Origin of the sequence: Pseudochelatococcus sp. (genome assembly GCF_050946405.1) — a bacterium.
Classification (GTDB): domain Bacteria; phylum Pseudomonadota; class Alphaproteobacteria; order Rhizobiales; family Beijerinckiaceae; genus Pseudochelatococcus.
This window is the reverse complement of the sequence record NZ_JBMNUS010000012.1, coordinates 12,720-37,035: the sequence shown is the minus strand read 5'-3', so window position 1 is coordinate 37,035 and position 24,316 is coordinate 12,720. Positions and strand designations below refer to the sequence as shown.

At 65.9% G+C, this 24,316-nt stretch carries 30 protein-coding genes and 1 pseudogene; 26 read left to right on the top strand and 5 right to left on the bottom strand.

What is annotated here, in order from left to right:
* The first annotated feature begins 85 nt into the window (after window positions 1–85).
* From ACOYJQ_RS16100 to ACOYJQ_RS16090, 3 genes are read left to right on the top strand one after another with little or no spacing between them, the layout of a single operon-like run.
* Window positions 86–325, top strand: a complete 240-nt coding sequence (locus ACOYJQ_RS16100; RefSeq protein WP_043869383.1) for a DUF2188 domain-containing protein — start codon at window positions 86–88, stop codon at window positions 323–325.
* A 13-nt stretch (window positions 326–338) separates the two neighbouring features.
* Window positions 339–1,523 (top strand): hypothetical protein, encoded by a 1,185-nt coding sequence (locus ACOYJQ_RS16095; protein WP_433459860.1) that lies wholly within the window; start codon window positions 339–341, stop codon window positions 1,521–1,523.
* Window positions 1,498–2,484: a hypothetical protein gene (locus ACOYJQ_RS16090; protein ID WP_433459858.1), complete on the top strand. Its 987-nt coding sequence runs from the start codon at window positions 1,498–1,500 to the stop codon at window positions 2,482–2,484. Before ACOYJQ_RS16095 ends, ACOYJQ_RS16090 begins: the two co-directional genes overlap by 26 nt.
* A 40-nt stretch (window positions 2,485–2,524) precedes the next feature.
* Here ACOYJQ_RS16090 and ACOYJQ_RS16085 read toward each other — a convergent pair whose 3' ends face one another.
* Window positions 2,525–3,136 (bottom strand): DUF6088 family protein, encoded by a 612-nt coding sequence (locus tag ACOYJQ_RS16085; protein ID WP_433459856.1) that lies wholly within the window; start codon window positions 3,134–3,136, stop codon window positions 2,525–2,527.
* Between the two features lie 160 nt (window positions 3,137–3,296).
* Here ACOYJQ_RS16085 and ACOYJQ_RS16080 point away from each other — a divergent pair, with 160 nt between their 5' ends.
* The 16 genes and pseudogenes from ACOYJQ_RS16080 to ACOYJQ_RS16005 all read left to right on the top strand — a co-directional run bounded on the left by ACOYJQ_RS16080 (window position 3,297) and on the right by ACOYJQ_RS16005 (window position 15,327).
* Complete coding sequence (locus tag ACOYJQ_RS16080; protein ID WP_043869387.1) at window positions 3,297–3,506, top strand: helix-turn-helix transcriptional regulator; 210 nt, start codon at window positions 3,297–3,299, stop codon at window positions 3,504–3,506.
* An 11-nt stretch (window positions 3,507–3,517) separates the two neighbouring features.
* Entirely contained in the window at window positions 3,518–4,003 is a 486-nt protein-coding gene (locus tag ACOYJQ_RS16075) for a hypothetical protein (RefSeq protein WP_433459855.1), read from the top strand.
* Complete coding sequence (locus ACOYJQ_RS16070) at window positions 4,003–4,749, top strand: ATP-binding protein (RefSeq protein WP_433459853.1); 747 nt, start codon at window positions 4,003–4,005, stop codon at window positions 4,747–4,749. The genes ACOYJQ_RS16075 and ACOYJQ_RS16070 overlap by 1 nt, the downstream gene beginning before the upstream one ends.
* Before the next feature lie 19 nt (window positions 4,750–4,768).
* Entirely contained in the window at window positions 4,769–5,269 is a 501-nt protein-coding gene (locus tag ACOYJQ_RS16065) for a DUF669 domain-containing protein (protein ID WP_433459852.1), read from the top strand.
* A gap of 64 nt (window positions 5,270–5,333) precedes the next feature.
* Entirely contained in the window at window positions 5,334–5,696 is a 363-nt protein-coding gene (locus ACOYJQ_RS16060; RefSeq protein WP_433459851.1) for a hypothetical protein, read from the top strand.
* The gene (locus ACOYJQ_RS16055; protein WP_433459849.1) at window positions 5,696–6,640 is read left to right on the top strand and encodes an oxidoreductase; all 945 of its coding nucleotides are present in this window, start codon (window positions 5,696–5,698) and stop codon (window positions 6,638–6,640) included. The genes ACOYJQ_RS16060 and ACOYJQ_RS16055 overlap by 1 nt, the downstream gene beginning before the upstream one ends.
* Window positions 6,634–8,370, top strand: coding sequence for a DEAD/DEAH box helicase (locus tag ACOYJQ_RS16050; protein WP_433459847.1), 1,737 nt, complete (start codon window positions 6,634–6,636; stop codon window positions 8,368–8,370). Before ACOYJQ_RS16055 ends, ACOYJQ_RS16050 begins: the two co-directional genes overlap by 7 nt.
* The gene (locus ACOYJQ_RS16045; protein ID WP_093359441.1) at window positions 8,367–8,591 is read left to right on the top strand and encodes a DUF6511 domain-containing protein; all 225 of its coding nucleotides are present in this window, start codon (window positions 8,367–8,369) and stop codon (window positions 8,589–8,591) included. The genes ACOYJQ_RS16050 and ACOYJQ_RS16045 overlap by 4 nt, the downstream gene beginning before the upstream one ends.
* Window positions 8,591–10,864: a PriCT-2 domain-containing protein gene (locus tag ACOYJQ_RS16040; RefSeq protein WP_433459845.1), complete on the top strand. Its 2,274-nt coding sequence runs from the start codon at window positions 8,591–8,593 to the stop codon at window positions 10,862–10,864. Before ACOYJQ_RS16045 ends, ACOYJQ_RS16040 begins: the two co-directional genes overlap by 1 nt.
* A 390-nt stretch (window positions 10,865–11,254) precedes the next feature.
* The gene (locus ACOYJQ_RS16035) at window positions 11,255–11,743 is read left to right on the top strand and encodes a crossover junction endodeoxyribonuclease RuvC (protein ID WP_433459843.1); all 489 of its coding nucleotides are present in this window, start codon (window positions 11,255–11,257) and stop codon (window positions 11,741–11,743) included.
* Window positions 11,740–11,937 carry a hypothetical protein gene (locus tag ACOYJQ_RS16030; protein WP_433459841.1) on the top strand — a complete coding sequence of 66 codons (198 nt, stop codon included), beginning with the start codon at window positions 11,740–11,742 and terminating at the stop codon, window positions 11,935–11,937. The genes ACOYJQ_RS16035 and ACOYJQ_RS16030 overlap by 4 nt, the downstream gene beginning before the upstream one ends.
* Window positions 11,930–12,316 carry a DUF6362 family protein gene (locus ACOYJQ_RS16025; RefSeq protein ID WP_433459838.1) on the top strand — a complete coding sequence of 129 codons (387 nt, stop codon included), beginning with the start codon at window positions 11,930–11,932 and terminating at the stop codon, window positions 12,314–12,316. The genes ACOYJQ_RS16030 and ACOYJQ_RS16025 overlap by 8 nt, the downstream gene beginning before the upstream one ends.
* Window positions 12,317–12,687: 371 nt before the next feature.
* Window positions 12,688–13,914, top strand: coding sequence for a DNA modification methylase (locus tag ACOYJQ_RS16020; protein ID WP_433459837.1), 1,227 nt, complete (start codon window positions 12,688–12,690; stop codon window positions 13,912–13,914).
* Between the two features lie 3 nt (window positions 13,915–13,917).
* Window positions 13,918–14,424 (top strand): annotated as a pseudogene (locus ACOYJQ_RS16015) (DNA cytosine methyltransferase); the annotation flags it as partial.
* Between the two features lie 205 nt (window positions 14,425–14,629).
* Window positions 14,630–15,112: a hypothetical protein gene (locus ACOYJQ_RS16010; RefSeq protein ID WP_433460043.1), complete on the top strand. Its 483-nt coding sequence runs from the start codon at window positions 14,630–14,632 to the stop codon at window positions 15,110–15,112.
* Complete coding sequence (locus ACOYJQ_RS16005; RefSeq protein ID WP_433459835.1) at window positions 15,109–15,327, top strand: DUF7220 family protein; 219 nt, start codon at window positions 15,109–15,111, stop codon at window positions 15,325–15,327. Before ACOYJQ_RS16010 ends, ACOYJQ_RS16005 begins: the two co-directional genes overlap by 4 nt.
* Here ACOYJQ_RS16005 and ACOYJQ_RS16000 read toward each other — a convergent pair.
* The 4 genes from ACOYJQ_RS16000 to ACOYJQ_RS15985 all read right to left on the bottom strand — a co-directional run bounded on the left by ACOYJQ_RS16000 (window position 15,324) and on the right by ACOYJQ_RS15985 (window position 17,267).
* Window positions 15,324–16,169 (bottom strand): DUF429 domain-containing protein, encoded by an 846-nt coding sequence (locus ACOYJQ_RS16000; RefSeq protein WP_433459834.1) that lies wholly within the window; start codon window positions 16,167–16,169, stop codon window positions 15,324–15,326. The two genes, ACOYJQ_RS16005 and ACOYJQ_RS16000, sit on opposite strands and share 4 nt — an antisense overlap.
* A gap of 50 nt (window positions 16,170–16,219) precedes the next feature.
* Window positions 16,220–16,729 (bottom strand): DUF3489 domain-containing protein, encoded by a 510-nt coding sequence (locus tag ACOYJQ_RS15995; protein ID WP_433459832.1) that lies wholly within the window; start codon window positions 16,727–16,729, stop codon window positions 16,220–16,222.
* A gap of 94 nt (window positions 16,730–16,823) precedes the next feature.
* Entirely contained in the window at window positions 16,824–17,075 is a 252-nt protein-coding gene (locus ACOYJQ_RS15990) for a hypothetical protein (protein ID WP_433459830.1), read from the bottom strand.
* A gap of 9 nt (window positions 17,076–17,084) precedes the next feature.
* Window positions 17,085–17,267: a hypothetical protein gene (locus tag ACOYJQ_RS15985; protein ID WP_433459829.1), complete on the bottom strand. Its 183-nt coding sequence runs from the start codon at window positions 17,265–17,267 to the stop codon at window positions 17,085–17,087.
* Between the two features lie 115 nt (window positions 17,268–17,382).
* On the opposite strand from ACOYJQ_RS15985, the gene ACOYJQ_RS15980 reads away from it, so the two are divergent.
* From ACOYJQ_RS15980 to ACOYJQ_RS15950, 7 genes are all read left to right on the top strand, one after another.
* Window positions 17,383–17,979: a hypothetical protein gene (locus ACOYJQ_RS15980; protein ID WP_433459828.1), complete on the top strand. Its 597-nt coding sequence runs from the start codon at window positions 17,383–17,385 to the stop codon at window positions 17,977–17,979.
* Complete coding sequence (locus tag ACOYJQ_RS15975) at window positions 17,894–19,807, top strand: phage terminase large subunit family protein (RefSeq protein ID WP_433460034.1); 1,914 nt, start codon at window positions 17,894–17,896, stop codon at window positions 19,805–19,807. The genes ACOYJQ_RS15980 and ACOYJQ_RS15975 overlap by 86 nt, the downstream gene beginning before the upstream one ends.
* Window positions 19,807–20,016, top strand: a complete 210-nt coding sequence (locus tag ACOYJQ_RS15970) for a phage head-tail joining protein (protein WP_433459826.1) — start codon at window positions 19,807–19,809, stop codon at window positions 20,014–20,016. The genes ACOYJQ_RS15975 and ACOYJQ_RS15970 overlap by 1 nt, the downstream gene beginning before the upstream one ends.
* Window positions 20,016–21,539: a phage portal protein gene (locus tag ACOYJQ_RS15965; protein WP_433459824.1), complete on the top strand. Its 1,524-nt coding sequence runs from the start codon at window positions 20,016–20,018 to the stop codon at window positions 21,537–21,539. The genes ACOYJQ_RS15970 and ACOYJQ_RS15965 overlap by 1 nt, the downstream gene beginning before the upstream one ends.
* 4 nt (window positions 21,540–21,543) lie before the next feature.
* The gene (locus ACOYJQ_RS15960) at window positions 21,544–23,589 is read left to right on the top strand and encodes a prohead protease/major capsid protein fusion protein (RefSeq protein WP_433459823.1); all 2,046 of its coding nucleotides are present in this window, start codon (window positions 21,544–21,546) and stop codon (window positions 23,587–23,589) included.
* An 80-nt stretch (window positions 23,590–23,669) separates the two neighbouring features.
* Window positions 23,670–24,005: a DUF2190 family protein gene (locus tag ACOYJQ_RS15955; protein WP_433459822.1), complete on the top strand. Its 336-nt coding sequence runs from the start codon at window positions 23,670–23,672 to the stop codon at window positions 24,003–24,005.
* Complete coding sequence (locus ACOYJQ_RS15950; protein ID WP_433459821.1) at window positions 24,005–24,316, top strand: head-tail joining protein; 312 nt, start codon at window positions 24,005–24,007, stop codon at window positions 24,314–24,316. Before ACOYJQ_RS15955 ends, ACOYJQ_RS15950 begins: the two co-directional genes overlap by 1 nt.

Below are 24,316 nucleotides of genomic sequence, written 5' to 3'. Positions count from 1 at the left end.
CACGCCATACGCGCAATCCCTATCTTCTGCGCAGGTTCGCTACTACGAACTTTGATTCCCGTTGAAACAAGACCAGGAGGCCAGAATGGCTGTTGGAAAGAACCCGGGCACGCATCACGTCGTGCCGAATGCAGAAGGCGGCTGGGATGTCCGCCGCGGTGGTGCGGCGCGCTCGAGCGGGCACTTTGATACCAAGCAGGACGCCGTCCAGCGTGCGCGCGAAATCAGCCGCAATGCGGATACCGAACTGAAGATCCACAATCGTGACGGACGGATCGCGCAGTCGGATTCGCACGGCAACGACCCCCGCAACATCAAGGGCTGAGGAGATGTAAGACATGGCGTCGGTGACCAACTTCATCCGCAATACCCCGCTCGCGTCGCTGCGCGACTATTTCACTGCGGCCGGGATCGAGTTTCCGACGCCCGTAAACTGGGATGCGCCTGAGCCGGAGGTCGTCCGGCCGCTGCTTCAAGCGGTGGACCAGATGGATGACGAAGCGCGAGGCCGCGTCATCAACGATGGTGAGCGCGTTGGCGCCATGGCCGATGTCGCGGGTCAGACGGCGCTCTACAGTGTTGTCGACGACCGGGAGGTCCTCGATGAGCTCGAAAATGGCCATGCCCGCGCCATGTGGCTGTTCATCAACGATCTGAACCGGTTTCGCCATGCGGAAGAGGTCCGTTTCACCGATGAGCGCCGCCGCGGGCGGAGCTGGGACGGCTTCATCTGCGAAGCGAACCTGAACCTCCGCCGCGACGAGCTCGCGCTCAACGCGTTCAAGACGGCCCTGTGCCAGAGGTTCGCGTCGCGGAATGTTCATGTCGACATTTTCGAGCGCGTCCGTCCGACCTTCGAAGGTGAGGACTGCGATCTGGTTCAGATCACGGTTTACCGCGAGGGTCTGCCGGACGATCAGTTCGCTTTCGACGAGGGCGAATTGGTGCGCCGCGCCTATCGGCCCGTCTTCGAGGCCGCGATGACCTATGAGCCCGCCTCCGGGGTCATCGAAGTCGTTGCCAATGATCGGGAGAGCCGCGCGGAGATGGCGCAGTATCTGGCCCGCGACCTGCTCGGCGTGGAGTTCCGGGACGAGAAGGTGCCCATGCGGCGCTATGATCTCGCGGTGCTGCTTGCGCCCCATGCGTTCCCGACTGACATCGAGGACGGGATCGAGCGGGTGGAAGTCCGGCAGCTCAGGCTCATGCCGATCGATGCCGTGGGTGAGCGCGTGACGCTGGAGGCGATGAGCAAGGCTGAACGCGACATCTGGACGATGGCAGAGGCTCGGCTTGGCCCGGACAATCCCCTCACCGGCGGCTGGGTGGCGACGCAGGCGAAGCTCGTGATCAAGTTCCAGCCCAAGCCTGGGGCTCGGCGTGGTCGCACGCTGCCCCTGACCATCACCATGCCGCATGGCTGCAATCTCAAGGATCAGACGGAAGAAGAGCAGCTGATCGGCGAGAAGTATCTGCGCCGGTGGGGAGTTGTGGTCGATGACCCGATCCTCATCGACGATTGACGAGCGGTCTGCCCGGCTTTTCGTCAGCATCGTCGAGACGAAAAGCGCGCGCATCGCCGGGGCCGTCCTTCACGACTATCACGCGGCCAGCGCCACCCCTTTGATCGGCGCTGGTCTCTTGGTGCCGGATGCGCCGGTCCTGGTTGCCACCTCTCTGGTTGACCATGAGGATGAGCCAGTGAATCTGGAATGGTCTCCAGAGCAGCGCGCCTACGGGTATTTCAGCCCGGCAGCGGGATGGGTGACCGTCGACAGCGAACGCCTTCAGGTTTTCCGCTTCGATGCCAACGCGTTCCTCGGTCGGGTGACATCTCGCCTTGACCTGCCGCGCTCCGCCCGCCCTGCAGAACGCATTCCGGGTCTTCTATGGGAGTTGGGCGATGTCAGACTGCCCGGGCGCGGTGCCCGTGTCCCAATCTGGTATGCGAGACGGCTCACGGATCGCGAGACCTGGCAGCAGGTCGTCAACTACCTCGGGGGACGTCCGCCCGCAGATTTCAGGGTGGTGGTGACCACGTCGGCGACCCGTCGTCTCGCTGAGGCGGACCTGTCCCGGCATCAGTTCATCGCGCTGGGGGATCTCGAAATTATCGGTGCGGCGCTGGTCATCGAACCAACGTATCTTGCTGCCCAGCTGAAGGCAGGCACGGCGACCCATGCAGGCGATCCCGTGCGCCACGCCGCTGGGTTCCGTCATTTCTGGGTGGGCGAACGGGAGTTCAAGTTTAGCGGCGACAAACAACGTCAGATCATTGAGTACCTCTTCAATGCCTGGGAAGACGGTGACGAAAACGTCAGCTCTCAGGTTATGCTCGCAGAGCTCGAGTTCGGCTTGAAAAGCAGGATCAGGGACATTTTCAAAGGCCACAAGGACTGGCAGGATTTGATCGAGGTGGCGGGCGGATCCTGTCGGCTTCGCATCAGGGAACTTCTGGAGGCCGATAGTCCCAACGCCGATTGATTGCGCTGTTCTCGATCTGCCCGAAAAAGGCAGCCTTCGTCTATTCCACCTCCATAATGCTCTGCACGATAGGCAATGCCCAGCTCGGCAGGCCATTGCTATAGTGGAGGAGATCCCTTTTCACTGCATCTGGCAGCTTGTGCATTAGCGTGGTCACAACCCGAGTGTCCGACGCTGCTTTTGATCCGAGCCAGAGCAGTGCCTGCGCAACGGGCGCAGAGGTCCTGCCTGTCCAAGCCATCACACTCGGGCTCGCATGCCGCAGATGGATGGTGCGACTGCCAATTTTCACGTCTCGCGTCGGCCCGTCCGTCACATAGCTTGTCTTCGCTGGAACCGCGTTGGTCAGGCCCAGCTGGTTCGCTGCGAAGATGCCATCGGGCATGATGCGGACACCGTCACGCCTCGCGATGGCGGCGACCGCCTTTTCAATATCGACTGGTGCAGGCCGCTTAAGGACGCCGCTGGTGCGGGGCAGATCATAAAGCCCTCGGCCGATGCGACGGAGGTCACCGTTCTTTGTCAATCGCGACAACGCCTTATCGACAGCATCACGGCTGCCGATGTCGAGGAAGTCTTTGGGTGTGCAAACCCACTTCCCACGGCCTTTTGAGGAAATCCGCTTCAGCATTTTATCAGAAATTGCAGTCATTTGGGCGGTCGTTGCAGGCTTTTTCTTGTCAGAAAAGTAGAGGATTTTTCTGACGAACTCAATTCCTCCCCGAACGCCCCCCCTTCGCCTCCCTAAGCCCTCCCACGCCCTCCGCCATGTTGAACCCGCAAGCGTTCGCAGAAATCCCAAGGAGGTTCACATGGCGACCAGGCACCTTTCCCAGATCGAGCTGGCGGCTCGCTGGAACATTTCGCACCGCACGCTGGAGCGCTGGCGGTGGACGGGCGAAGGCCCGAAATTCATCAAGCTCGGCGGCCGGGTGATCTACCGGCTCGAGGATGTCGAGGCCTTCGAGGCGGAACAGATCCGCGGCGTGGATCACGAACCCCATCGTCCGATGTCGGCGTGAGGGGGCGGAACATGACGATCTCCAATCACATCACCCTGGCCGATATCCACAGCATGCCGGTGGGCCAGATCGCAGCGCTGCCCGCCGATCAGCTCGCCCTGTTGAAAGGCGCGGCGGACGAGCAACTGACGCAGGCGAAGTCGGTCGCGGACTGGCTCGACGGCGCCATCTCTCTGAAATACGCCGACCGCGCCCAGGACACCCGCCAGGAGGCGGGCAAGGACACCGGCACGATCCGGTTCGAGGATGACGGCGTCACCGTGATCGCCGAACTGCCCAAGCGCATCGACTGGGATCAGGCGTTGCTGGCGCAGATCGCCGAGAACATCGCCGCGGCGGGCGAGGACCCGGCGGAATTCATCGAAACCAAGCTGTCGGTGTCCGAACGCAAATACACGGCGCTGCCGGAAAGCTGGCGCAAGGGCTTCGAGCCCGCGCGCACGGTCCGCACCGGCAAGCCGAAGTTCCGCCTCGTGCTGAACGAGGAGGTGCGCTGATGGCCATTTCGCTCGCGTCCCTGCGCACGTCCTCGGTGCTGACCCCGCCGCGCATCCTGATCCACGGCGTGGCCGGGGTGGGAAAATCCACCTTCGCGGCCGATGCCGACCGGCCCGTCTTCCTCATGACCGAGGATGGTCTGGGCAAGCTGCAGGTGCCGCATTTTCCGCTCGCGACCAGTTATGCGGAGGTGGCCGAGGCGCTGGATGCGCTGCTGAACGAGGACCACGATTTCGGCACGGTCGTCGTTGACAGCGTCGACTGGCTGGAGCCGCTGATCTGGGCCGAGGCCTGCAAGCGCAACGGCTGGGCCTCGATCGAGGCGCCGGGGTTCGGCAAGGGCTATGCCGAGGCGCTGACCATCTGGCGCGAATATCTCGACCGGCTCAATGCGCTGCGCGACCGCAAGGGCATGGTGGTCATCCAGATCGCCCATACCGACATCAAGCGTTTCGACAGCCCCGAGCACGAGCCCTACGACCGCTATGTGATCAAGCTGCAGAGCCGCGCCTCGGCGCTGCTGCAGGAGCATTCGGACGTGGTGCTCTTCGCCAACTATCAGATCTCGGTCGCGAAATCCGATGTCGGCTTCAACAAGAAGGTGACCCGGGCGCTCGGGTCCGGTGCGCGCGTCATGCACACCGAAGAGCGCCCCGCCTTTCTCGCCAAGAACCGTTACGGCTTGGCCGAAACCCTGCCGCTGATGTGGTCGGAGTTGCTCGCGGCCATGCCCCAATCCCAATGAACTGAACAAGGACAAGACCATGGCACGTTTCGACACGCCCTTCGACGCCACCAGCGTCGAGCCCACCACCGCCTACGAGCTTTTGCCCGCAGGCAAATACCGCGCCCAGATCGTCGAGAGCGAGATGCGCGTCACCAAGAACGGCATGGGCCAGTTCCTCTGGCTGATGCTCGACATCCTTGAGGGCGAGCACAAGGGCCGGAAGATCTTCGACCAGCTGAACCTGGTGAACCCGAACCCGACCACGGTGGAAATCGCGCAGCGCACGCTCTCGGCGATCTGCCACGCCACGGGCCGGATGCATGTCAGCGACAGCGAGGAGCTACACCTGATCCCCATGACGATCCAGGTGAAAATCCGGCCGCCAAAGAACGGCTACGGCGAGAGCAACGCGATTGCCTACCTGCCGCCCGAGCGGAGTTCGGCCCCGGCCGCCCGTCCATTGAGGCCCGCGCCCGATCCGGCCGGCTCTTCGGTGCCGCCGAAAATGGCCTCCGCGCCCTGGAACAAGAAGGGCTGATCCTTCGCGCTGCCCTGCGCCCTGACTGACGGGGCAGCGCGCAACCCCATCTGAGGAAATTCCCATGACTGACATGATCAACGCGGCCCCCGTGGCCGTGAACAGCCCAGGCTTGCCTGAAGACCAGCGGCGGCTGATCGAACTCGACGATGCCATCGCCAAGATCCGCACGCAGATCGCGACGGCCGATCTGGCCCGCCAGCGCGGCCAGAAGCCGATCGACCCGGACTGGTTCCACCGGGCCCGCACGGCGCTCCGCCACCTGTGCCGCGAGCGCGCGGAACTGCTCGCCCAAGGCACCGGCCGCCGCCGCCGCGAAAAGCTCAAGGACGCGCTGATCGGCATTCTGCGCGAACGCCATGACCCCGAGACCTGGGATGGCATTCTGGCCGAGGCGCAGGCCCGCAGTGAACGGGAGGGTCTGTGATGGCAGAGCTACCCGAAGCCCCCACGCCGACGCTGACGGCGATCTATGCCGACTATGAGGCCCGCCAAGGCGACGGTTTCCGCGATCACCTCGGCGCCTCGATCATCGGCAAATCCTGTGCCCGGGCGCTCTGGTATGATTTCCGCTGGATCACGCCCGCGCGCCATTCCGGCCGCCTGCTGCGCCTTTTCGAGACGGGTCAGCTGGAAGAGGACCGGCTCGTGCGCAACCTGCGTGCCACCGGGGCGACCGTGCTCGAAGTCGATCCCGAGACCGGCCGCCAGTTCCGGGTCGAGGACCATGGCGGCCATTTCGGTGGCTCGCTCGACGGCGTGGCCCTCGGGCTCCTGGAGGCGCCGAAGACCTGGCATGTGCTGGAGTTCAAGACCCATTCGGTCAAAAGCTTCAACGAGTTGACCGCCAAGGGCGTCGTTCTGGCGAAGCCCCAGCACGCCGCGCAGATGCAGATCTACATGCACCTGACGGGGATCACCCGCGCCATGTACGTCGCGGTCTGCAAGGATACCGACGCGCTGCATGTCGAGCGCATCGAGGCGGACCGCGCCATGGCCGAGCGCCTGCTGGAAAAGGCCGGGCGCATCATCTTCGCCCAGCATCCGCCCGCGCGGATCAGCGAGGACCCGGCCTGGTTCGAATGCCGGTTCTGCGATCACCATGCGGCCTGCCATGACGGCGGAGGGGCCGCAGTGACCTGCCGGTCCTGCCTGCATGCAACGCCGGTCGACCTTGGTTGGCACTGCGCGCGGCACGACCGGATGCTGCCCAAGGCGGAGCAGCGCGCCGCCTGCGGCCGCCATCTCTTCATCCCCGATCTCATCCCGGGCGAGGTCATCGATGCGGGCGACGATGTCGTCACCTACCGCATGGCCGATGGCTCGACCTGGACCAACGACGCTCGTTCCCCGGAGGCCGCGCCATGCTGACCCTGCGCCCCTATCAACAGGCCGCGATCACCGCGATCTACGGCTATTTCCAAGCCCACACCGGCAATCCGCTGGTGGTCATTCCGACCGCGGGCGGCAAGTCGCTCGTCATGGCGTCCTTCATCGAGGGCGTGCTGAAGGCCTGGCCCGATCAGCGCATCCTGATCGTAACCCATGTCCGCGAGCTGATCGCGCAGAACCACGCCGAGATGATCGGCCTCTGGCCCGATGCGCCCTCGGGCATCTATTCGGCGGGCCTCGGCAAGCGCGAAGCTCAGGCGCGGATCCTCTTCGCCGGCATCCAGTCGATCCACCGCCGCGCGGCCGAGATCGGCCACACCGATCTGGTGCTGATCGACGAGGCGCATCTGATCCCCGGCAAGTCGAGCACGATGTATCGGCGCTTCCTCGACGCGCTGAAGGCGATCAACCCGGCACTGAAGGTGATCGGGCTGACCGCCACGCCGTTCCGGCTCGATTGCGGGATGCTGCATGAGGGGCAAAATGCGCTCTTCACCGAAATCGCCTATGAGGCCCCGGTCCGCGAGCTGATCGACGCGGGGTATCTGAGCCCTCTGGTCTCGAAGCAGCCCGCCACCCGGCTCGACGTCTCGAAGGTGGGCACCCGCGCTGGCGATTTCATTGCACGCGATCTGGCGGCAGCGGTCGACCAGGATGCCATCACCCGCGCGGCCGTCACCGAAATCATCGAGCATGGCCGTGACCGGAAATCCTGGCTGGCCTTCTGCTCGGGTGTCGAGCATGCGCGCCATGTGGCCGAGGAATTCGGTCGCCAGGGCATCAGCTGCCGCACGATCTTCGGCGACACGCCGAAGGACGAGCGCGATGCGATCCTTGCCGCCTTCAAGCGCGGCGAAATCCGGGCGCTCGCCTCGATGGGCGTGCTGACCACTGGCTTCAACGCGCCGGGGGTCGATCTGATCGCGCTGCTGCGCCCGACGCAATCGGCCGGGCTCTATGTGCAGATGGTCGGGCGCGGCACCCGCCTCGCGCCGGGAAAGGAAAACTGCCTGGTGCTGGACTTCGCGGGCAATGTCCGGCGTCACGGACCGATCGACCTCGTGCGCCCCAAACGCCCTGCTGATGGCGGCGGGGGCGAGGCGCCGACCAAGGTCTGCCCGGACTGCGACAGCATCATCGCGCTCTCGGCGACGGAATGCCCGGATTGCGGCTATGTCTTCCCGGCGCGCGAGGTGAAGATCGCCCCTACGGCCGCCACCCTGCCGCTGCTTTCGCCGAAGCAACGATGGCTCCCGGTCACGGGTGTTTCCTACAGCCGCCACGACAAGGCGGGCGGGCGTCCGTCGCTCAAGGTGACCTATAGCTGCGGCCTTGCCACCTACAGCGAATGGGTCTGCCTCGAGCATCAGGGCTATGCCCGCCAGAAGGCGGTCGAGTGGTGGCGCAAGCGCGCGCCCGGCTGCCCCGTGCCCATAAGCGTGGCCGAGGCCCTCGCGCAGACGAGTCGGCTTGCGCGCCCCAGCGACATCTCGGTCCGCCCCTCGGGCCGCTATCTTGAGATCTCCGGTTACAGGTTCGCCCCATGCGCCCATCCGACCCCGGCCTCTGCGCCGTCTGCCACCGGGAACCTCGCGGCTTTGGCTGGTTCGAGCCGGGGTTCCGCCGCACCGACCCGCGGCGCGACGCCAGCCGCAAGCGGTTCTGCAGCCGCGCCTGTCAGGACCTCTGCCATGGGAGGAAGGGCATGATCGATCCGACCCCGAATGAGACCGAGGCCATGGCCACGGGCGGCCAGATGGGCGGCGAATATCTGGAAGCCATCGGCAAATCCGACCTCGCGACCCTGTCCGAGGAGGAATGGGCCCGGTTTCTCGATGCCGTCGTCACCGGCTATTGCGACCACCTGCGCGCGCTGGCGGCGAAGGATCGCAACCGGCTCGACGCGATGGCGCCGGAGGTGCCGTTCTGATGGCCGACACGTCCTGGATGACGCGCTTCGGCGCGCGGCTCGTCACCAATGGCTATGCCATCCTGCCGATCGGCCCGGGCACCAAGAAACCAGGCCGGTTCCAGCGCGGCGGTTGGGCCGATTACCCGGAATGGAACCGCCATGCCGAACGCCCGACCACGGAGGTTGAGGTCGCGACCTGGGCTGCTTGGCCCGATTGCGGCATCGGCATCGTCGGTGGAGCGGTAGCGGCGGTCGATATCGACATCGCGGCGGACGCCGAACTGGCATTGCAGATCGAGGCGCTGGCCCGGGCGCGCCTCGGCGACACGCCCGCGCTGCGCATCGGCCGCGCCCCGAAGCGTATGCTGGTCTATCGCACGACCGCACCGTTTCGGGGCATCAAGCGCCATCCTCTCGAGGTGCTCTGCCTCGGGCAGCAGTTTCTGGCCTACGCCGATCACCCCGACACCGGCGCGCCCTATGTCTGGCCCGACGAGGGGCTGGCCGATCTCGATATCACCGACCTTCCGGAAATCACCAAGGAAGCGGCGGCGGCCTTTTTGGAGGAAGCCTATGCGATCCTGCCCGAGGCTTTGCGTCAGCGCGGGCTGCGCTCTGCAGCACCGGCCACACTCCTGCGCAACCACGGGCAGATCGGCACATTGCCCGCCATCCGGTCGGCACTCGACTGGCTGCCGAATGACGAGCTCGATTACGACAGCTGGATGCGCATCGGCATGGCGTTGAAAGGTGCTCTTGGTGATGAGGGCGGTGAGGTCTTTGCCACCTGGTCGGCCCAGGCGGCCAAGGATGTGCCCGCGACCACGGCCCGCGCCTGGGCGAGCTTCAAGCCCGACCGGATCGGCGCGGGCACGATCTACCACCTCGCCATGGAGCGTGGCTGGCAGCCCGATGCTGCCTTGCGCCTTGATGGCAGCCTCGATCCGAAGGGCCCGCATCCGGCCGCAGATCTACTGGCCCGGCTGGAGGGGAGCGTGTCCACCGTCGCCGGCCCGGAAAAGCCGACCTTCAGCCTGACCATTCCCGATGGTCTTGTCGGCGAGCTGACCGGCTACATGCTCGCCACCGCCCGCAGGCCGCAGCCGCTTCTGTCGCTCGGGGCCAGCCTCTGCGCCATCGGCGCGCTGATGGGGCGGCGGTATCGCACGACCAGCAACCTGCGTTCGAACCTCTATGTCGTGGGGATCGCGGACAGCGGCTCGGGCAAGAACCACGCCCGAGAGATCATCAACGAGGTCTTCTTCGAGGCGGGTCTCGCCCACCATCTCGGCGGCAACAAGATTGCCTCCGGCGCGGGGCTTCTGACCGCGCTCCATCGCCAACCCGCGATCCTGTTCCAGATCGACGAATTCGGGATGTTCCTCTCGGCCGCCGCCGACCGAAAGCGCAGCCCGCGCCATATCACCGAGATCCTCGACAACATGACCGAGCTGTTCACGGCCGCGGGCGGCATCTTCCTCGGGGCGGAATATGCGAACCGCGACGGCACGAACGAGCGGCGCGACATCAACCAGCCTTGCCTTTGCGTCTATGGCACCACGACGCCGCTGCATTTCTGGGGCGCGCTGCAGGGCGCGAATGTGGTCGACGGCTCGCTCGCGCGCTTTCTGATCCTGCCGAGCGATGAGGACTATCCGGACGAGAACCTCGCCGTCGGCATCCGGCAAGCCCCGCCCACACTGATCAAGGCGCTCCAGCTGATCGCGAGCGGCGGCGGGGCCGTGAAGGGCAACCTGAGCGGCAAGACCGCCGATCAGAACACAGCCGTGAACCCGATGACCGTGCCGATGTCGGATGCTGCGCGCGCCCGGTTTGCCGACCTCAGCGATGCTTTGACCGAGGAGCTGCGGGCAGCGGCCGGGACGGCCTTCACCGCCATTCTCGCCCGAATCGGAGAGAACGCGTTGAAGCTGGCGCTGATCGTCGCTGTCGGGCGCGATCCGGTGCGCCCCGAGATCGACATCACCGCGGCGGATTGGGCCATCGGCTTCGTGCGCCATTACGCGCGGCGCACCATGGAAGCGGTCGAGCGCCATGTGGCGGACACCGAGACCGAGGCGCATCTGAAGCGGCTGAAGGAGATCGTCCGCGCAGCCGGGCCCAAGGGGATCACCAAATCCGAGATCACCCGGGCTTCCCAATGGCTGAAATCGCGCGACCGCGACGAAATCCTGCTGACGCTGATCGAGAGCGGCGACATCACCACCGGCATGCGCGGCTCCTCGACCAAGCAGGCCATGGTTTACCGGATGGCGCGGTGGGGCGGGTGACCGGAGATCCATCAATCCGCCTGAAGCGGCCCTTGAAGCCGAACTACCGCCAAGAAGCCGAAACGAAAGGGAAAAACCGAATCCTTCAAATCCTTCAATCTTTCAAGAGGACCCCTTATCCATCTATGTGTGCGCGCGCGGTTTAATATGAGGAGAGAGATACCCATTGAAATATTGAATAATTGAAAGATTATATATTACACATACAGGACAACCACTTAGGGGCGCAAATCTTTCAAGATGCCCCTCTGAAGGTTCTGAAGGATTTGCCGGGCGGCCGAGCCGCCCAGCACATGAACTGACCAGACCACCCTTCGGGGCCTGGCGAGACCGCAGCCTTCACCGGCCAGCCCGCTCGCCTCGCTCGCAAACGCGAAGAGGAGGTCTCTCATGACCCAATCCAACGAATACCCGCGCTGCATCCTGGCGCTCGATCTCGGCACCACCACCGGCTGGGCCTTGCGCAGCCACGACGGGCTCATCATCAGCGGCACCGCCAGCTTCCGGCCCGGGCGCTATGACGGCGGTGGCATGCGCTATCTGCGTTTCACCAACTGGCTGACCGAACTGGACCGCCTGTCGGGGCCCATCGCCGCGATCTGGTTCGAGGAGGTCCGCCGCCACGCCGGAACCGACGCGGCCCATGTCTATGGCGGGCTGATGGCCTCGCTCACCAGCTGGGGCGAGCTGCGCGGTGTGCCCTACGAGGGGGTGCCGGTGGGCACGATCAAGCGCCACGCTACCGGCAAGGGCAACGCGCCCAAGCAGGCCATGATCGCTGCGGCCCGCGCGAAGGGCTTCAGCCCCGAAGACGACAACGAGGCCGATGCTATCGCCATCCTGCTCTGGGCCATCGATGCCATTGGAGGTGCGGCATGAGATTCCATCCCAAGGGCTATGGCGGCCAGCGCCGGTCGCCCGATGAGGTGAAGCGCGACGGCTGGCGCGAACAAGGCGTGCTGGCGGTCAGCGTGGATGACCAGCGCCTGACCTGGCCCGAGCGTGAACTCGTCGAGCAGCTGGGCACGCGGCTCTATGGTCCGCGCCCGGCCGAGGATCTGCACCATGGTTGAGCACATCTGGACCGCCGACTGCGTCGCCGATCATTTCGAGGAGGCGTTCCGCACCCTGCGCAAGTTGCCGCCGGTGAAGGTGCAGGGCCATTTCAACGCCTGGCCGCAGGTCATCCGCACCGAGCGCGAGATCCTCGCCATGGAGCCTGAACCGATGCGGGTTTGGCCCTCGGCCGCCGCGATCTCGCGGCTCGAGCAGACCTTCGACTGGGTGCTCTGGCTCGGCGAGAGTGAACGCCGCCTGATCTGGTGGCGCGCTGCCCGTCGGCCGTGGAAGCAGATCACTCACGAACTGGGCGTCGACCGCAGCACCGCATGGCGCCAGCACAAGCTCGCGCTCACCAAGATCGCCGCGCGGCTGAATGCTGCGGCCGCATGAAGTGTTGCAACACTTTGGTCTTCGACAGCTGCAACATTTCCGTGCTATCTGAAGGATATGATGGGGAGAGTGCGTCGGAAGACGGCTCTCCCCGTTTCCGTTCGCGCGGACCCGCGACAGCAGGGCCGCAGCGGAGCGCATTTCCCTGAAATCGGCGGGTCCTTCCCGGCGTCCATCCTATACGGGCGGGCGAAGCGCGAGGGTTTCCCAGTGACACCCCGAAAAACACCCGTTTCGTTTCGCTTGGGCCTACGCGGTAACGAGCGAAGGGTTTGACGGCCCGACACCCCATGCCTGAACCGAAACGGCCCTGCGGGGGCATTTCGGTTCACGCCCCCCATTTCGCCGCCCGGCACCCCAAGGACAATCCCATGGACGTCGTCGACCTGCCGCTCGAGCAGATCATTCCCTATGCGCGCAATCCCCGGCGCAACGAGCAGGCCATTGCCACGGTCGCGGCCTCGATCCAGGAGTTCGGCTGGCGCCAACCTATCGTCGTGGACGAGGCGATGGTCGTGCTGGCCGGGCACACAAGGCTGGAGGCTGCGCGCAAGCTCGGCTTCAAGACTGCGCCGGTGCATGTCGCCAGGGGTCTGACCGCCTCGCAGGCCCGCGCGTTCTGGATCATGGACAACCGTTCGGGCGAGAATGCCGAATGGGACAAAGACCTCCTGAACCTCGAACTTGCGGACCTGCTCGAGGCGGATTTCGACCTCGGCCTGACCGGCTTCACCGAGGACGAGGTGAACGCGTTGATGTCGAGCCTCGATGCGGGCACCGGTCCGCAGGAAGGCGAAGACGAGATCCCGGAAACCCCGGAGGAGCCGATCAGCCGTCCCGGCGATCTCTGGCTTCTGGGGCACCACCGGCTTCTTTGCGGTGACAGCACGGTCGCCACGGATGTCGAGCGGCTGCTCGGCCCGGTGAAGCCGCTCCTGATGGTCACCGATCCGCCCTACGGCGTCGAGTATGACCCGGGCTGGCGCAACCAGGCGGGGGCGGCCAAGACCAAGCGCACCGGCAAGGTGCTGAACGATGATCGCGCCGACTGGCGCGAGGCTTGGGCGCTGTTCCCCGGCGATGTCGCCTATGTCTGGCACGGCGCGCTGCACGCGGCGACCGTGGCGGAAAGCCTCGAGGTCGCGGGCTTCACGATACGGTCCCAGATCATCTGGGCCAAGGAGCGGCTCGTTCTGAGCCGGGGCGACTATCACTGGCAGCACGAGCCCGCCTGGTATGCCGTGCGCAAATCCGGCAAGGGCCATTGGGCGGGCGACCGCAAGCAGACGACGCTCTGGCATATCTCGGGCAAGGATCAGGACGAAAAGACCGTCCACGGCACCCAGAAGCCCGTGGAATGTATGCGCCGGCCGATCCTCAACAATTCGAGCCCGGGTCAGGCCATCTACGAGCCCTTCATGGGATCGGGCACCACGCTGATCGCGGCCGAGACCACGGGCCGCGTCTGTCACGGCATCGAACTAAACCCGGCTTACGTCGATGTAGCCGTCCAGCGCTGGCAGAAATTCACCGGGAAGCAGGCCGTCCTCGACGGGGATGGAACGTCCTACGACGACCTCAAGACCAAAGACCGCTGAGGGATGGATGATCTGGCTTTACCTTCCGCAGGCCTGCCTGACGGAACAGGCGACGCATGCCTCTTCGGCCTCTCGCTCTGTTCCGGCGCCGGTGGCATCGACCTCGGACTCACCATCGCCTTGCCCGGATATCGAACTGTGGGCCATGTCGAACGGGAAACCTTCGCCGCAGCCACTCTCGTGGCGCGGATGGAAGACGCGGCCCTGGATCAGGCTGTTGTCTGGGACGACGTTGGAACATTCGACGGCCGCCCGTGGCGCGGCGCGGTGGACATCGTCACTGCGGGCTATCCGTGCCAGCCGTTCTCCGTCGCGGGCAAGCGCCGGGGCGCGGACGACCCGCGCCACCTCTGGCCCCATGTCGCCCGCATCATCGCCGAGGTCGAACCACCCTTCGTTTTCCTTGAAAATGTCGCCCATCATCTCCGCCTCGGCTTCCCCGAAGTCGCCAGCGGACTGGTCGGCATGGGCTACCGCCTTGCGGCAGGCCTCTTCACGGCGGCGGAGGTCGGCGCGCCTCACAAACGCGAACGGCTGTTCATCCTCGCGATCCGCGAGGGGGATGACCTGGCCGACCCCGCGCGCCTGCTCTGGCACCCGGTCGAGTGGCGGGAACCGGACGGAACTGCTGCGGCTCTGGCCGACGCCGAGGGCCAGCGCCAACGAGAACCGGCAGACGAAGCCGACGCCGTCACAGGCCGCGGGTCAGCACGGGATGAACCTCGCGACGACGGCTGCAATGTGGCCGACGCCGCAGACCGACAGCTTTCGGAGTCGGGGCGGCGACAGGCGCGACGAGAAAGGTTTGGACCGGATGGCGCGGGATTGGCCGACCCCGATGGCAACGGACGGCAACAAGCCGAGCGCCGGCAACCGCCGGACGGCGGACCTCACCCATGCCAGTCAGATGTGGATGACGCCGACGGCGCGGGATCACAAGGATGGCGCGACGACGCTGGCGAATACCCCGGTGAACGGCCTGCTTGGCCGCCAGGTCCTGGTGACGCCGACGGCTGGGCCGAATTCCTCCGATGTGCGCCGGACCTTGAACCCGCTGTTCGTCGAGGCGCTGATGGGCTGGCCCACCGGGTGGACCGGCTTCGCCTCTGTGGCAACGGCGTGGTCCCCCTGGTTGTGGCGCATGCGCTGCGAACTCTCGCGGCTGAACTACTGGCCGATGAATGAGGTGGAGGCATGAAACAGTCGCGCCTCATGTCACTGGTGGAGTCCGTCGCCAACGTGATCGTGGGCTACGGCGTCGCGGTCATCACGCAGATCCTGATCTTCCCGATCTTCGGACTGCACACAACGCTAGCGCAGAACCTGAAGATGGGGGCGGTGTTCACCGTGGTGAGCATCGTGCGGTCCTACGTCCTGCGACGGATGTTCGAGGCGCTCCGAGTTAATAGCTAGGGATCAGCAACCTGTGACGTCGGCACACCGCGCCGGATTGCTGCCTCCCGGAGGCGGGGCCACGTCTCGTCTGAGATCGGCGTGACCATGTAGCCTTGGTCAACGTCTCCCAGCATTGCCGAATGGGCAATGGGACCCGTTCGCCAGTAGAGACCAATCAGCACGCAGATGGCAGCGTCGAGCTTGTCCTGATCGGACTTCCGAGGCTGAGCGACATTCCGCATATGATCGGCCCATTCGGCAAGGCCCGGCACGTTGAACCACTCGGCTGAACGCTTGACCGCGCGCGCCACTGCCTGCCAGTCTTCCAAGCGGAATTTCTTCCGGTTCTGCGGATTATATTTCGGAGCGCGGAGCCGCTGAGCAAAGCGCTCGTCGAGCGCTGGCAAAGCCAGCGCGGGGAATACTTCGATGAGGAAGTGGCCACTAGACGCTGTGCGCGCCTGAATAGGATCTTCCGTCGCATCGAGACCGGAAATGAACGACCAAATTGGTGAGTCGTCGCAGAACATGCCGACCTTACTGCGATTGGCCATTTGGGCGCCCCCACCAACGAACGAGACCAATGAGGCCGCGACTTTGTCGACCGGGCGCCCGCCAGATGCGTTGGGAACAACAGTTGGCTGATCGAGCGCGACAAGGCTGACAACGAAATCTTTGCGGAGCTCCTTAATGTAGGCGAGAGCCTCCGCAAACGAGACAAGCCGAGGTTCGTAAAACTGAACTTGCCCCCGTTGATCAAACGCCACAGCGCAGATCGCGCCCGGCGCCTTCGGGGCGTCGGTCCACGCCGAGTCGAAACCAAAAACTACCGTGCTGCTTTGCGTGTCAACAAAATCCATGTGGTCCTCCGCAAAGCAGCATAGTCAAAGCATGCAGGGAATGCAGGCACTTAGTTGTTCATTTTGTACACCCTCCCACGTCCCTCGATCTTCTCCGAGGTCACCTCGAGCCCGAGCTTCTTCTTCAGCGCCCCGGCCATCGCGCCGCGCACCGTATGCGACTGCCAGCCCGTCGCGGCCATGATCTCCTCGATGGTCGCGCCATCCGGCGCGCGCAGCATGGCGATCAGCGTGGCCTGCTTGGTGCCCTCGCGAGGCGTGCGCGTCTTGGGCGCGGGTTCGGGGGCAGCGGCGGTGTCCGGTTCGATGCCGATAGCGGCAAGGCCCGCGTTGGTAGCAACCAGCGTGACGCCGTGGCCGTCGCCGGTCTCGCGCCAAACGGGTTCGCCCTTGCGCATGTCCGCCTCGGCCTCTTCGAGCAAGCCCTTGGCGAGCATCGCGCCGATCACCTTGGCGGCGGCACCGCCCCGTAGGCTCTCGGGCAGCGGCAGGGCGATGTGCTCGGGCCGCTGTGCGGCGGCGCTGAGGATGATGGCTTGGGTATCGGAAAGCTGGGTCATGGGGTCGTCTCCGTATTCGGGTCGCGACCGTCGCGATCCCTTATACGACCCCAAGCCGCGCCCGCGCACGGCAAAGGTCCGGCGATGCCAGAGGTCAGTCTGCGAATTCGCCTTCGCCGAACGCGCTGTCGGTGATACGCTTAATCAGGCTTGCGTAGTGTTCAAGGGTGCCGACGTGGCCCCAGTTGATCTCGTCGGGGTGGGCGTTGAAGTGGTCATCGCTCAGCCTCTGCAGGCGGGCGAGCATCGCGTCGATCTCGGCCTTCTTTTCAATGAAGGGGGCCAGTGCGGCTTCTTGGTTCGTGCGGGCCTTTTCGGCGCGGAGTTGGTGGCGCTCGGTCATCATCCTGCCCCCTCAGTTCTTCTGCTCGATCATCGCGAGGATCGCGCAGGCCATGCCTCCCAGAAACTCGCCGCGCCGGAAGACGATCTCGTCGATCTCGGTCGCGCGGGTGATGGCCGGATCGACCCGAAGGTCGGCCGCGATGTGCGGAAGCAGGCGGGCGGCTTCAAGGTTGTAACGTTCGGCGAGGGTCATGGCAGGCTCCGTGGGGTGCATCGTTTTCGCAGGATCAGCTTCGCTCTGCCGGGGCACATCATCCAGTATAATCGCAGCAATTACATGGCTTTAATCGGAGCGCGCGGATCATCTCATGTCGTCAGCCACGCAACCCATCGGCGTGATCGCGCGGCTTCTCGATCTCTCGGAGCGCCGGGTCCAGCAGCTGAGCCGCGAAGGCGTGATCCCGAAAGCCGAGCGCGGCCAGTACGACCTGATCGGCTCAGTGCGCGGCTATGTCCGCTACCTGCGCGATCAGGCCATAAAGGCGCAGGCCGGTGCGCCGGATTACGCGGCCGAGCGGGCGCGCTTCATTCGGGCGCGGGCTGATCTCGCCGAGATGGAGGCCGAAGAAAAGCGCGGCGCGCTGATTGCGGCCGAAGAGATCGAGGCCGCCTGGATCGCCGTCCTTGCGCTTCTGCGCACCCGCTTGCTCGCGCTGCCCGACCGGTTGGCGCCGCAAGTTTTTGAACTATCAACCGTCGGAGACACCCGGAACCTGATCCGAACGACCATCCGCGAGGTGCTCGATGATCTCGCGCAGCCAGACGTCCAACTCGAAGCCAGCGCTGACATTGACGGGCTCGCCGATCCTGAAGCGGACGGTGGAGACGGCGCTGAAGGTGCTGCGCCCGCCGCCGGAACTGACGATCAGCGATTGGGCGGATCAGAACCGTCGGCTGAGCTCTGAGGCCAGCGCCGAACCCGGGCAATGGCGCACGAGCCGGGCCGAATACCAGCGCGGGATCATGGAGGCGATCTCGGGCGCCTCGTCTGAGACGGTGGTCATCATGTCCTCCGCCCAGGTCGGCAAGACGGAGGTGCTGAACAACGCCTGCGGCTATCACATCGATCAGGATCCGGCGCCGATCATGGTGGTGATGCCGACCGAGCGTGACGCGGAAACCTGGTCGAAGGACCGCTTCTCGCCGATGGCCCGTGACACGCCCTGCCTTCAGGGCAAGATCGCCGATCCGCGCTCGCGCGACGGCAACAACAAGATCCTGCACAAGCGGTTTCCGGGTGGGCATCTGACCATCGTGGGCGCGAACGCGCCATCGGGTCTGGCGAGCCGCCCGATCCGCCTGCTGCTTTGCGACGAGGTGGACCGCTACCCGTTCAGCGCGGGCGCCGAGGGCGATCCGGTCAACCTCGCCAGAAAACGCACGGTAACGTTCTGGAACCGCAAGATCGTGCTGGTCTCGACGCCCACGAACAAGGGCACCAGCCGGATCGAGGCGGCCTTCGAGGAAAGTGACCAGCGTCGGTTCTGGGTGCCATGCCCAGAATGCGGGGCGGAACAGGTGCTGACCTGGACACAGGTGCGCTGGAGCAAGGGGCCCGAGGGCGACCACCGGCCCGAAACGGCGCGCTACCATTGCGCCGAATGCGATGCGGCGTGGCGGGACGAGACCCGTTGGGCGGCCGTATCAAAAGGACATTGGGTGGCGGAGCAGCCTTTCGCGGGCGTCGCAGGCTTCCACCTGAACGAGATCTACTCTCCATGGGTCCGGTTGGAGGCGATGGTGCGAGCCTTTCTCTCGGCTCGCTCCGGCGGGGACGAGACGATGAAGACCTTCGTCAACACGTCGCTGGGCGAGACCTGGGCCGAAACCGGGGAAGCCCCTGACTGGCAGCGGCTCTACGACCGGCGCGAGGCTTGGAAACCGGGCACCGTGCCTGCGGGCGGTCTTTTCCTGACCGCCGGGGCTGACGTGCAGAAGGACCGGATCGAGGTCGATGTCTGGGCCTGGGGCCGCGGCTTGGAAAGCTGGCTCGTCGATCACGTCGTGATCGAGGGCGGCCCGGATCGGCACGACGCCTGGTCGGAGCTGACCGCGCTGCTGGATCGGTCCTGGCCACACGAACGCGGCGCGCATCTGCGCATCGCGCGGCTGGCCATCGACACCGGCTACGAGGCCTCGGCGGTCTATTCCTGGTCACGGGCGCAAGGCTTCGCGCAGGTCTCACCGGTGAAGGGCGTCGAGGGGTTCAACCGCTCGAGCCCGGTGTCCGGGCCGACCTTCGTCGATGCCACCGAGGGTGGAAAACGTCTGCGGCGCGGCGCCCGGCTCTGGACGGTGGCGGTCTCGACCTTCAAGGCCGAGACCTACCGCTTCCTGCGGCTGGAACGGCCGACTGAGGAAGAACACGCCGAGGGCGCAGCCTTTCCGCCCGGCACGATCCACCTGCCGACATGGGTCGAAAGCGAGTGGCTGAAGCAGGTCGTGGCCGAACAGCTGGTGACGGTGCGCACGAAGCGCGGCTTCGCCCGGCTGGAATGGCAGAAGCTGCGCGAGAGGAACGAGGCGCTGGATTGCCGGGTCTATGCCCGCGCCGCCGCCTGGATCGCGGGCGCGGACCGATGGCCCGACGAGAAATGGCGCGACCTCGAGGATCAGCTCGGGGCTGCGCCTTACGGTGACACCGATCCGGCTGGGCAAATTCATCGGCCGGGACAGGCCCCACAGGGCAAGCGCCGCTCCGATTGGCTCGGGCGGCGGGAGGGATGGTTTTGATGACCGACTGGACGGAAACCGAGCTTTCGGCACTGCGCCGCGCTTATGCCAGCGGCACGACCCGGGTCAGCTATGACGGCAAGTCGGTGGATTACGGCTCGGCCGAGGATCTGCTCGCCCGCATCCACACCATCGAACGCGCCATCGCCGGCACCACACGACCGCTGCCGGTGGCCGGGCTGGCGGGCTTTTCTCGTGGGGACCGGTGATGTCGGCAAACTGGTTCGACCACGCCATCGCCACGGTGGCGCCGCGCATGGCCGCCCGCCGCGTCATGGCGCGTCAGGCTTTCGAGACCCTGACGCGGGGATACGATGGCGCCGCGCGCGGGCGGCGGACAGAGGGCTGGCGCGCGCCCGGATCCTCGGCCGATACCGAGATCGGCGTGGCCGGGGCGCTGCTGCGCGACCGGATGCGCGATCTCGTGCGCAACAACCCGCATGCGGCCAAGGCCGTCGCGGTGCTGGTGAACAACATCGTCGGCGCCGGCATCATGCCGCGCGCCGCCAGTGACAATGAGGCGCTGGACCGGAAGGTCGATGCGCTCTTCGAACGCTGGTCGGCAGAGTGCGATGCCGACGGCCAGCTCGATTTCTATGGGCTGCAGACGCTGATCTGCCGCGAGATGGTCGAGGCGGGCGAGGTGCTGGTGCGCCGCCGCCTGCGCCGCGCGGCCGATGGTCTGGCCGTGCCGCTGCAATTGCAGGTGCTGGAGGCCGATTTCCTCGACGCCACCAAATCCGGTGCCAACGGGACCGCGCGCCTCGTGCAAGGGATCGAGTTCGACGCCCTTGGCAAACGCCGCGCCTACTGGCTGCATGGCGAACATCCCGGCGACGCGCATGGGGTGCTGCGCGGCGGCTTCGACAGCCGCCCGGTCCCCGCGACCGAGATCGCCCATGTCTATGAAAAGCAGCGCACGCAGGCGCGTGGGGTTCCCTGGGGCGCGCCGGTGATCCGCAGCTTGCGCGATCTTGACGATTACGAGGTGGCGGAACTGGTCCGCAAGAAGACCGAGGCCTGCGTCACCGCCATCGTCTTTGGCGACGACGAGGCCCAGCAGGGAATCGCCCCCGCCGTGGTCGATGCCGACGGCAACCGTGTCGAGCAGTTCGAGCCAGGGTTGATCGCCTATGCACGCGGCGGCAAGGACATCCGCTTCAACCAGCCCGCCGCCACCGGCGGCTATGGCGAATACAAACGGGCGAGCCTGCACACGATCTCGGCCGGGTTCCGGGTGCCCTATGAATTGCTGACCGGCGATCTCAGCCAGGTCAACTATTCCTCGATCCGGGCGGGGCTGGTCGAGTTCCGCCGCCAGATCGATGCCGTGCAATGGCAGATCTTCATTCCAATGCTCTGCGCGCCGGTCTGGCGCTGGTTCACCGAGGCCGCATGGGCGGCGGGCCAGATCCCGACACCGGACGTGCCGGTAGAATGGTCGCCGCCGAAATTCGACGCTGTCGATCCTTACAAGGACGCGATGGCCGACCTTCTGGCGATCCGCTCCGGCACCATGACGTTGGCGCAGGCCATCGCCCGGCAGGGCCATAACCCCGATGCGGTTCTGGCGGAGATCGCCGCGACCAACGCCAGGCTCGACGAGTTGGGGCTGGTCCTCGACAGCGATCCGCGTCGCGTCACCAAGACCGGCAGCGCGCAGGCGGGCGACCCGACCGGCGAACCGACCAGTGACCCGGCCGCCCCCGCATCAGAAACCGAGAAGGAATAGGGCCATGCCCGAAACGATGATGGCGGCCCCGTCCGCCCTGCCGATGCAGCTGCGGCGCGCACCCATCCTGCCTGCGACCGTCAACACCGAGGCCCGATCCGTCGACGTGGTCTTCACCACCGGCGCGGCCGTCCGGCGGCGGCGCTGGACCGGCTGGGACAGCTCCGTGCCCTTCGACGAGATCCTTGAGGTCAGCGACAGTGCGGTGGATCTGACGCGCCTCAATGCCGGGGCCCCGGCGCTCGACAGCCATTCGGTCTGGTCCTCGCATTCGCAGGTCGGCGTCGTCGAACGCGCCTGGATCGAGGGCAAGGAGGGCCGTGCCACCATCCGGTTCCCCCGCGAAGGGCTCGATCCGGCCGCCGACCGCATGTTCGGACTGATCGGCGACGGTATCATCCGCAATGTCTCGGTCGGCTATTCCATCGACCGGGTGAAGGTGGTCGAGCCCGTCACAAAGGGCGAGGTCGAACGCCGCATCGCCGAACGCTGGACACCGCTCGAGGTCAGCTTCGTCACCGTTCCCGCCGATCCCCGCGCGCAGGTGCGCGCCGCCGATCAGGCCAGCTACCCCGTCGAGATCATTGAAACCCGTTCGCAGAAGGAGGCATCCATGCCTGAGAACACCGTCATGGCCGGGGATGCCCCCGCCAGCGCCAAGACCCGCCAGTCCGTCACCGCCCCGGCGCGGCCGGAATCGACTGCCACGCGCAGCCAGCCCCAGGCACCCACGCCGGACGCCCCCGCCGCGCCCGACACCGAGGCCATTGCCACTCGCGCCCGAGAGGCGGAACGCGACCGCGTCTCCACCATCTACGATTTGGCGGGCCGCCTGAACCTCGAGCGCAGCTTCGCCGAGGATCTGGTCAAGCGCGGCGTCAGCGTCGACGAATCCCGCCGCCTGATCCTCGATCAGGTCGCCGCCAAATCCGACGAGACCCGGACCTTCCCCCATGTCTCCGTCCCGCTCGGCGGCCGGGACGAGCGCATCACCCGCCGCGACGCGGTGGCGAACGCGCTCCTGCACCGCTACAGCCCGACGCTGTTCCAGCTGGAGGATGCCGCCCGCCAGTATCGCGGTATGACGCTGCTGGAACTTGCCCGCGAAAGCCTCGGCAATGCCGGGGTCAACACGCGCGGCCTGTCGCGCGACGAGGTGGCGACGCGCGCGCTGCATTCCACCTCGGACTTCCCCGAGATCCTGTCGGCGGTCACCAACAAGACCCTGCGGCAAGCCTACGAGGCCTATCCCCGGACCTTCATGCTGTTCTGCCGCCAGGTGCTCGCCACCGACTTCAAGGCCATGCACCGGGTGCAGCTCGGCGAAGCCCCGCAGCTTCTGGAGGTCGGCGAGAGCGGCGAGTTCAAGCGCGGCACGCTGGGTGAGAGCAAGGAGAGCTACAAGGTCAAGACCTATGGCCGGGTGGTCGCGATCACCCGCCAGACGCTGATCAACGACGACCTCGACGCCTTCACCCGCATCCCGGCGATGTACGGCAACTCCATCGCCCAGCTGGAGTCGGACGTGGTCTGGGGCATCATCACCTCGAACCCGGCGATGGCCGACGGCACCGCGCTCTTCCACACCAACCACAAGAACCTCGCGGGCACCGGTGCGGCGCTGGACGTGACCAGTGTCGGCGCAGCCCGCGCCGCGATGGCCAAGCAGACCGGCCTCGACAAGAAGACGGTGCTGAACGTCCGCCCCGCCTTCCTGATCGTGCCCGCCTCGTTGGAACTGAAAGCCGAGCAGCTGGTCGCCCAGAACCTCGTGCCTGCGTCCAGCGGCAACGTGGTGCCGCAGTCGATCCGCACGCTGGCGCCGATCAGCGAGCCCCGGCTCGACGCCGCCAGCGAGACCGCCTGGTATCTGGCGGCCAGCCCGAACCAGATCGACACCATCGAATACGCCTATCTCGAGGGCCAGCAGGGCGCCTACATCGAGACGCGCAACGGCTTCGACGTCGACGGCGTCGAGATCAAGTGCCGCCTCGACTTCGGCGCCAAGGCCATCGACTGGCGCGGCCTTTACAAGAACCCGGGTGCATAACGCGCGCGCCGACATGCTGAACCCTGACATGCGGGCGGTCCACTCGGGCCGCCCTTCGTCTTTCCACGAGGATCCTCCCCATGAAAAACTTCGTCCAGCCCGGCAACACCATCACCCTGACCGCGCCCTACGCCGTCGCCTCCGGCGATGGCCTGCTCGTCGGCTCGATCTTCGGCATTGCCGCCGGAGCGGCCGCCCTCGGCGAGCCCGTCGAGACCGCGCTCGTCGGCGTCTTCGACCTGACGAAGGTCGGCAGCCAGGCCTGGACCGTCGGCGCAAAGGTCTATTGGGACGATACCAACAAGCGCACCACGACCGTTTCGACCGACAACACGCTCATCGGTGTGGCTGTCGAGGCGGTGGCGAGCGGCGCAGGGGACACCATCGGCCGGGTCCGCCTGAACGCGACGTTCTGATGAGCGCCTTCGCCGCCGCCGTCGGTGCGCTCTTTGCCGATCCGAACATCGGCCGGGATGCGGTCTACATCGCCGACGGCGGCGCGCCCCTCCTGGTGCGCGTCGTCGCCAGGCGCGCCGACGCCGTCACCGATTTCGGCGACGCGCGCATCTGGTCGGAAACCACCCGGATCGACCTGCGCGTGGCCGAGGTGGCGAACCCGCGCCCCGGCGACCGCATCGAGATCGACGGCGAGGCCTTCCTCATTCAGGGCGAGCCGGTCCGCGACCGCGAGCGGCTGGTCTGGACCGTCGATCTGAGGCCAGCGTGA

Excerpts from the sequence above, each read along its gene's own strand:
- ACOYJQ_RS16100 (WP_043869383.1), top strand. The coding sequence starts at position 86 with ATGGCTGTTGGAAAGAACCCGGGCACGCATCACGTCGTGCCGAATGCA.
- ACOYJQ_RS16095 (WP_433459860.1), top strand. The coding sequence starts at position 339 with ATGGCGTCGGTGACCAACTTCATCCGCAATACCCCGCTCGCGTCGCTG.
- ACOYJQ_RS16090 (WP_433459858.1), top strand. The coding sequence starts at position 1,498 with ATGACCCGATCCTCATCGACGATTGACGAGCGGTCTGCCCGGCTTTTC.
- ACOYJQ_RS16085 (WP_433459856.1), bottom strand. The coding sequence starts at position 3,136 with ATGACTGCAATTTCTGATAAAATGCTGAAGCGGATTTCCTCAAAAGGC.
- ACOYJQ_RS16080 (WP_043869387.1), top strand. The coding sequence starts at position 3,297 with ATGGCGACCAGGCACCTTTCCCAGATCGAGCTGGCGGCTCGCTGGAAC.
- ACOYJQ_RS16075 (WP_433459855.1), top strand. The coding sequence starts at position 3,518 with ATGACGATCTCCAATCACATCACCCTGGCCGATATCCACAGCATGCCG.
- ACOYJQ_RS16070 (WP_433459853.1), top strand. The coding sequence starts at position 4,003 with ATGGCCATTTCGCTCGCGTCCCTGCGCACGTCCTCGGTGCTGACCCCG.
- ACOYJQ_RS16065 (WP_433459852.1), top strand. The coding sequence starts at position 4,769 with ATGGCACGTTTCGACACGCCCTTCGACGCCACCAGCGTCGAGCCCACC.
- ACOYJQ_RS16060 (WP_433459851.1), top strand. The coding sequence starts at position 5,334 with ATGACTGACATGATCAACGCGGCCCCCGTGGCCGTGAACAGCCCAGGC.
- ACOYJQ_RS16055 (WP_433459849.1), top strand. The coding sequence starts at position 5,696 with ATGGCAGAGCTACCCGAAGCCCCCACGCCGACGCTGACGGCGATCTAT.
- ACOYJQ_RS16050 (WP_433459847.1), top strand. The coding sequence starts at position 6,634 with ATGCTGACCCTGCGCCCCTATCAACAGGCCGCGATCACCGCGATCTAC.
- ACOYJQ_RS16045 (WP_093359441.1), top strand. The coding sequence starts at position 8,367 with ATGATCGATCCGACCCCGAATGAGACCGAGGCCATGGCCACGGGCGGC.
- ACOYJQ_RS16040 (WP_433459845.1), top strand. The coding sequence starts at position 8,591 with ATGGCCGACACGTCCTGGATGACGCGCTTCGGCGCGCGGCTCGTCACC.
- ACOYJQ_RS16035 (WP_433459843.1), top strand. The coding sequence starts at position 11,255 with ATGACCCAATCCAACGAATACCCGCGCTGCATCCTGGCGCTCGATCTC.
- ACOYJQ_RS16030 (WP_433459841.1), top strand. The coding sequence starts at position 11,740 with ATGAGATTCCATCCCAAGGGCTATGGCGGCCAGCGCCGGTCGCCCGAT.
- ACOYJQ_RS16025 (WP_433459838.1), top strand. The coding sequence starts at position 11,930 with ATGGTTGAGCACATCTGGACCGCCGACTGCGTCGCCGATCATTTCGAG.
- ACOYJQ_RS16020 (WP_433459837.1), top strand. The coding sequence starts at position 12,688 with ATGGACGTCGTCGACCTGCCGCTCGAGCAGATCATTCCCTATGCGCGC.
- ACOYJQ_RS16010 (WP_433460043.1), top strand. The coding sequence starts at position 14,630 with ATGAACCTCGCGACGACGGCTGCAATGTGGCCGACGCCGCAGACCGAC.
- ACOYJQ_RS16005 (WP_433459835.1), top strand. The coding sequence starts at position 15,109 with ATGAAACAGTCGCGCCTCATGTCACTGGTGGAGTCCGTCGCCAACGTG.
- ACOYJQ_RS16000 (WP_433459834.1), bottom strand. The coding sequence starts at position 16,169 with ATGGATTTTGTTGACACGCAAAGCAGCACGGTAGTTTTTGGTTTCGAC.
- ACOYJQ_RS15995 (WP_433459832.1), bottom strand. The coding sequence starts at position 16,729 with ATGACCCAGCTTTCCGATACCCAAGCCATCATCCTCAGCGCCGCCGCA.
- ACOYJQ_RS15990 (WP_433459830.1), bottom strand. The coding sequence starts at position 17,075 with ATGATGACCGAGCGCCACCAACTCCGCGCCGAAAAGGCCCGCACGAAC.
- ACOYJQ_RS15985 (WP_433459829.1), bottom strand. The coding sequence starts at position 17,267 with ATGACCCTCGCCGAACGTTACAACCTTGAAGCCGCCCGCCTGCTTCCG.
- ACOYJQ_RS15980 (WP_433459828.1), top strand. The coding sequence starts at position 17,383 with ATGTCGTCAGCCACGCAACCCATCGGCGTGATCGCGCGGCTTCTCGAT.
- ACOYJQ_RS15970 (WP_433459826.1), top strand. The coding sequence starts at position 19,807 with ATGACCGACTGGACGGAAACCGAGCTTTCGGCACTGCGCCGCGCTTAT.
- ACOYJQ_RS15965 (WP_433459824.1), top strand. The coding sequence starts at position 20,016 with ATGTCGGCAAACTGGTTCGACCACGCCATCGCCACGGTGGCGCCGCGC.
- ACOYJQ_RS15960 (WP_433459823.1), top strand. The coding sequence starts at position 21,544 with ATGCCCGAAACGATGATGGCGGCCCCGTCCGCCCTGCCGATGCAGCTG.
- ACOYJQ_RS15955 (WP_433459822.1), top strand. The coding sequence starts at position 23,670 with ATGAAAAACTTCGTCCAGCCCGGCAACACCATCACCCTGACCGCGCCC.
- ACOYJQ_RS15950 (WP_433459821.1), top strand. The coding sequence starts at position 24,005 with ATGAGCGCCTTCGCCGCCGCCGTCGGTGCGCTCTTTGCCGATCCGAAC.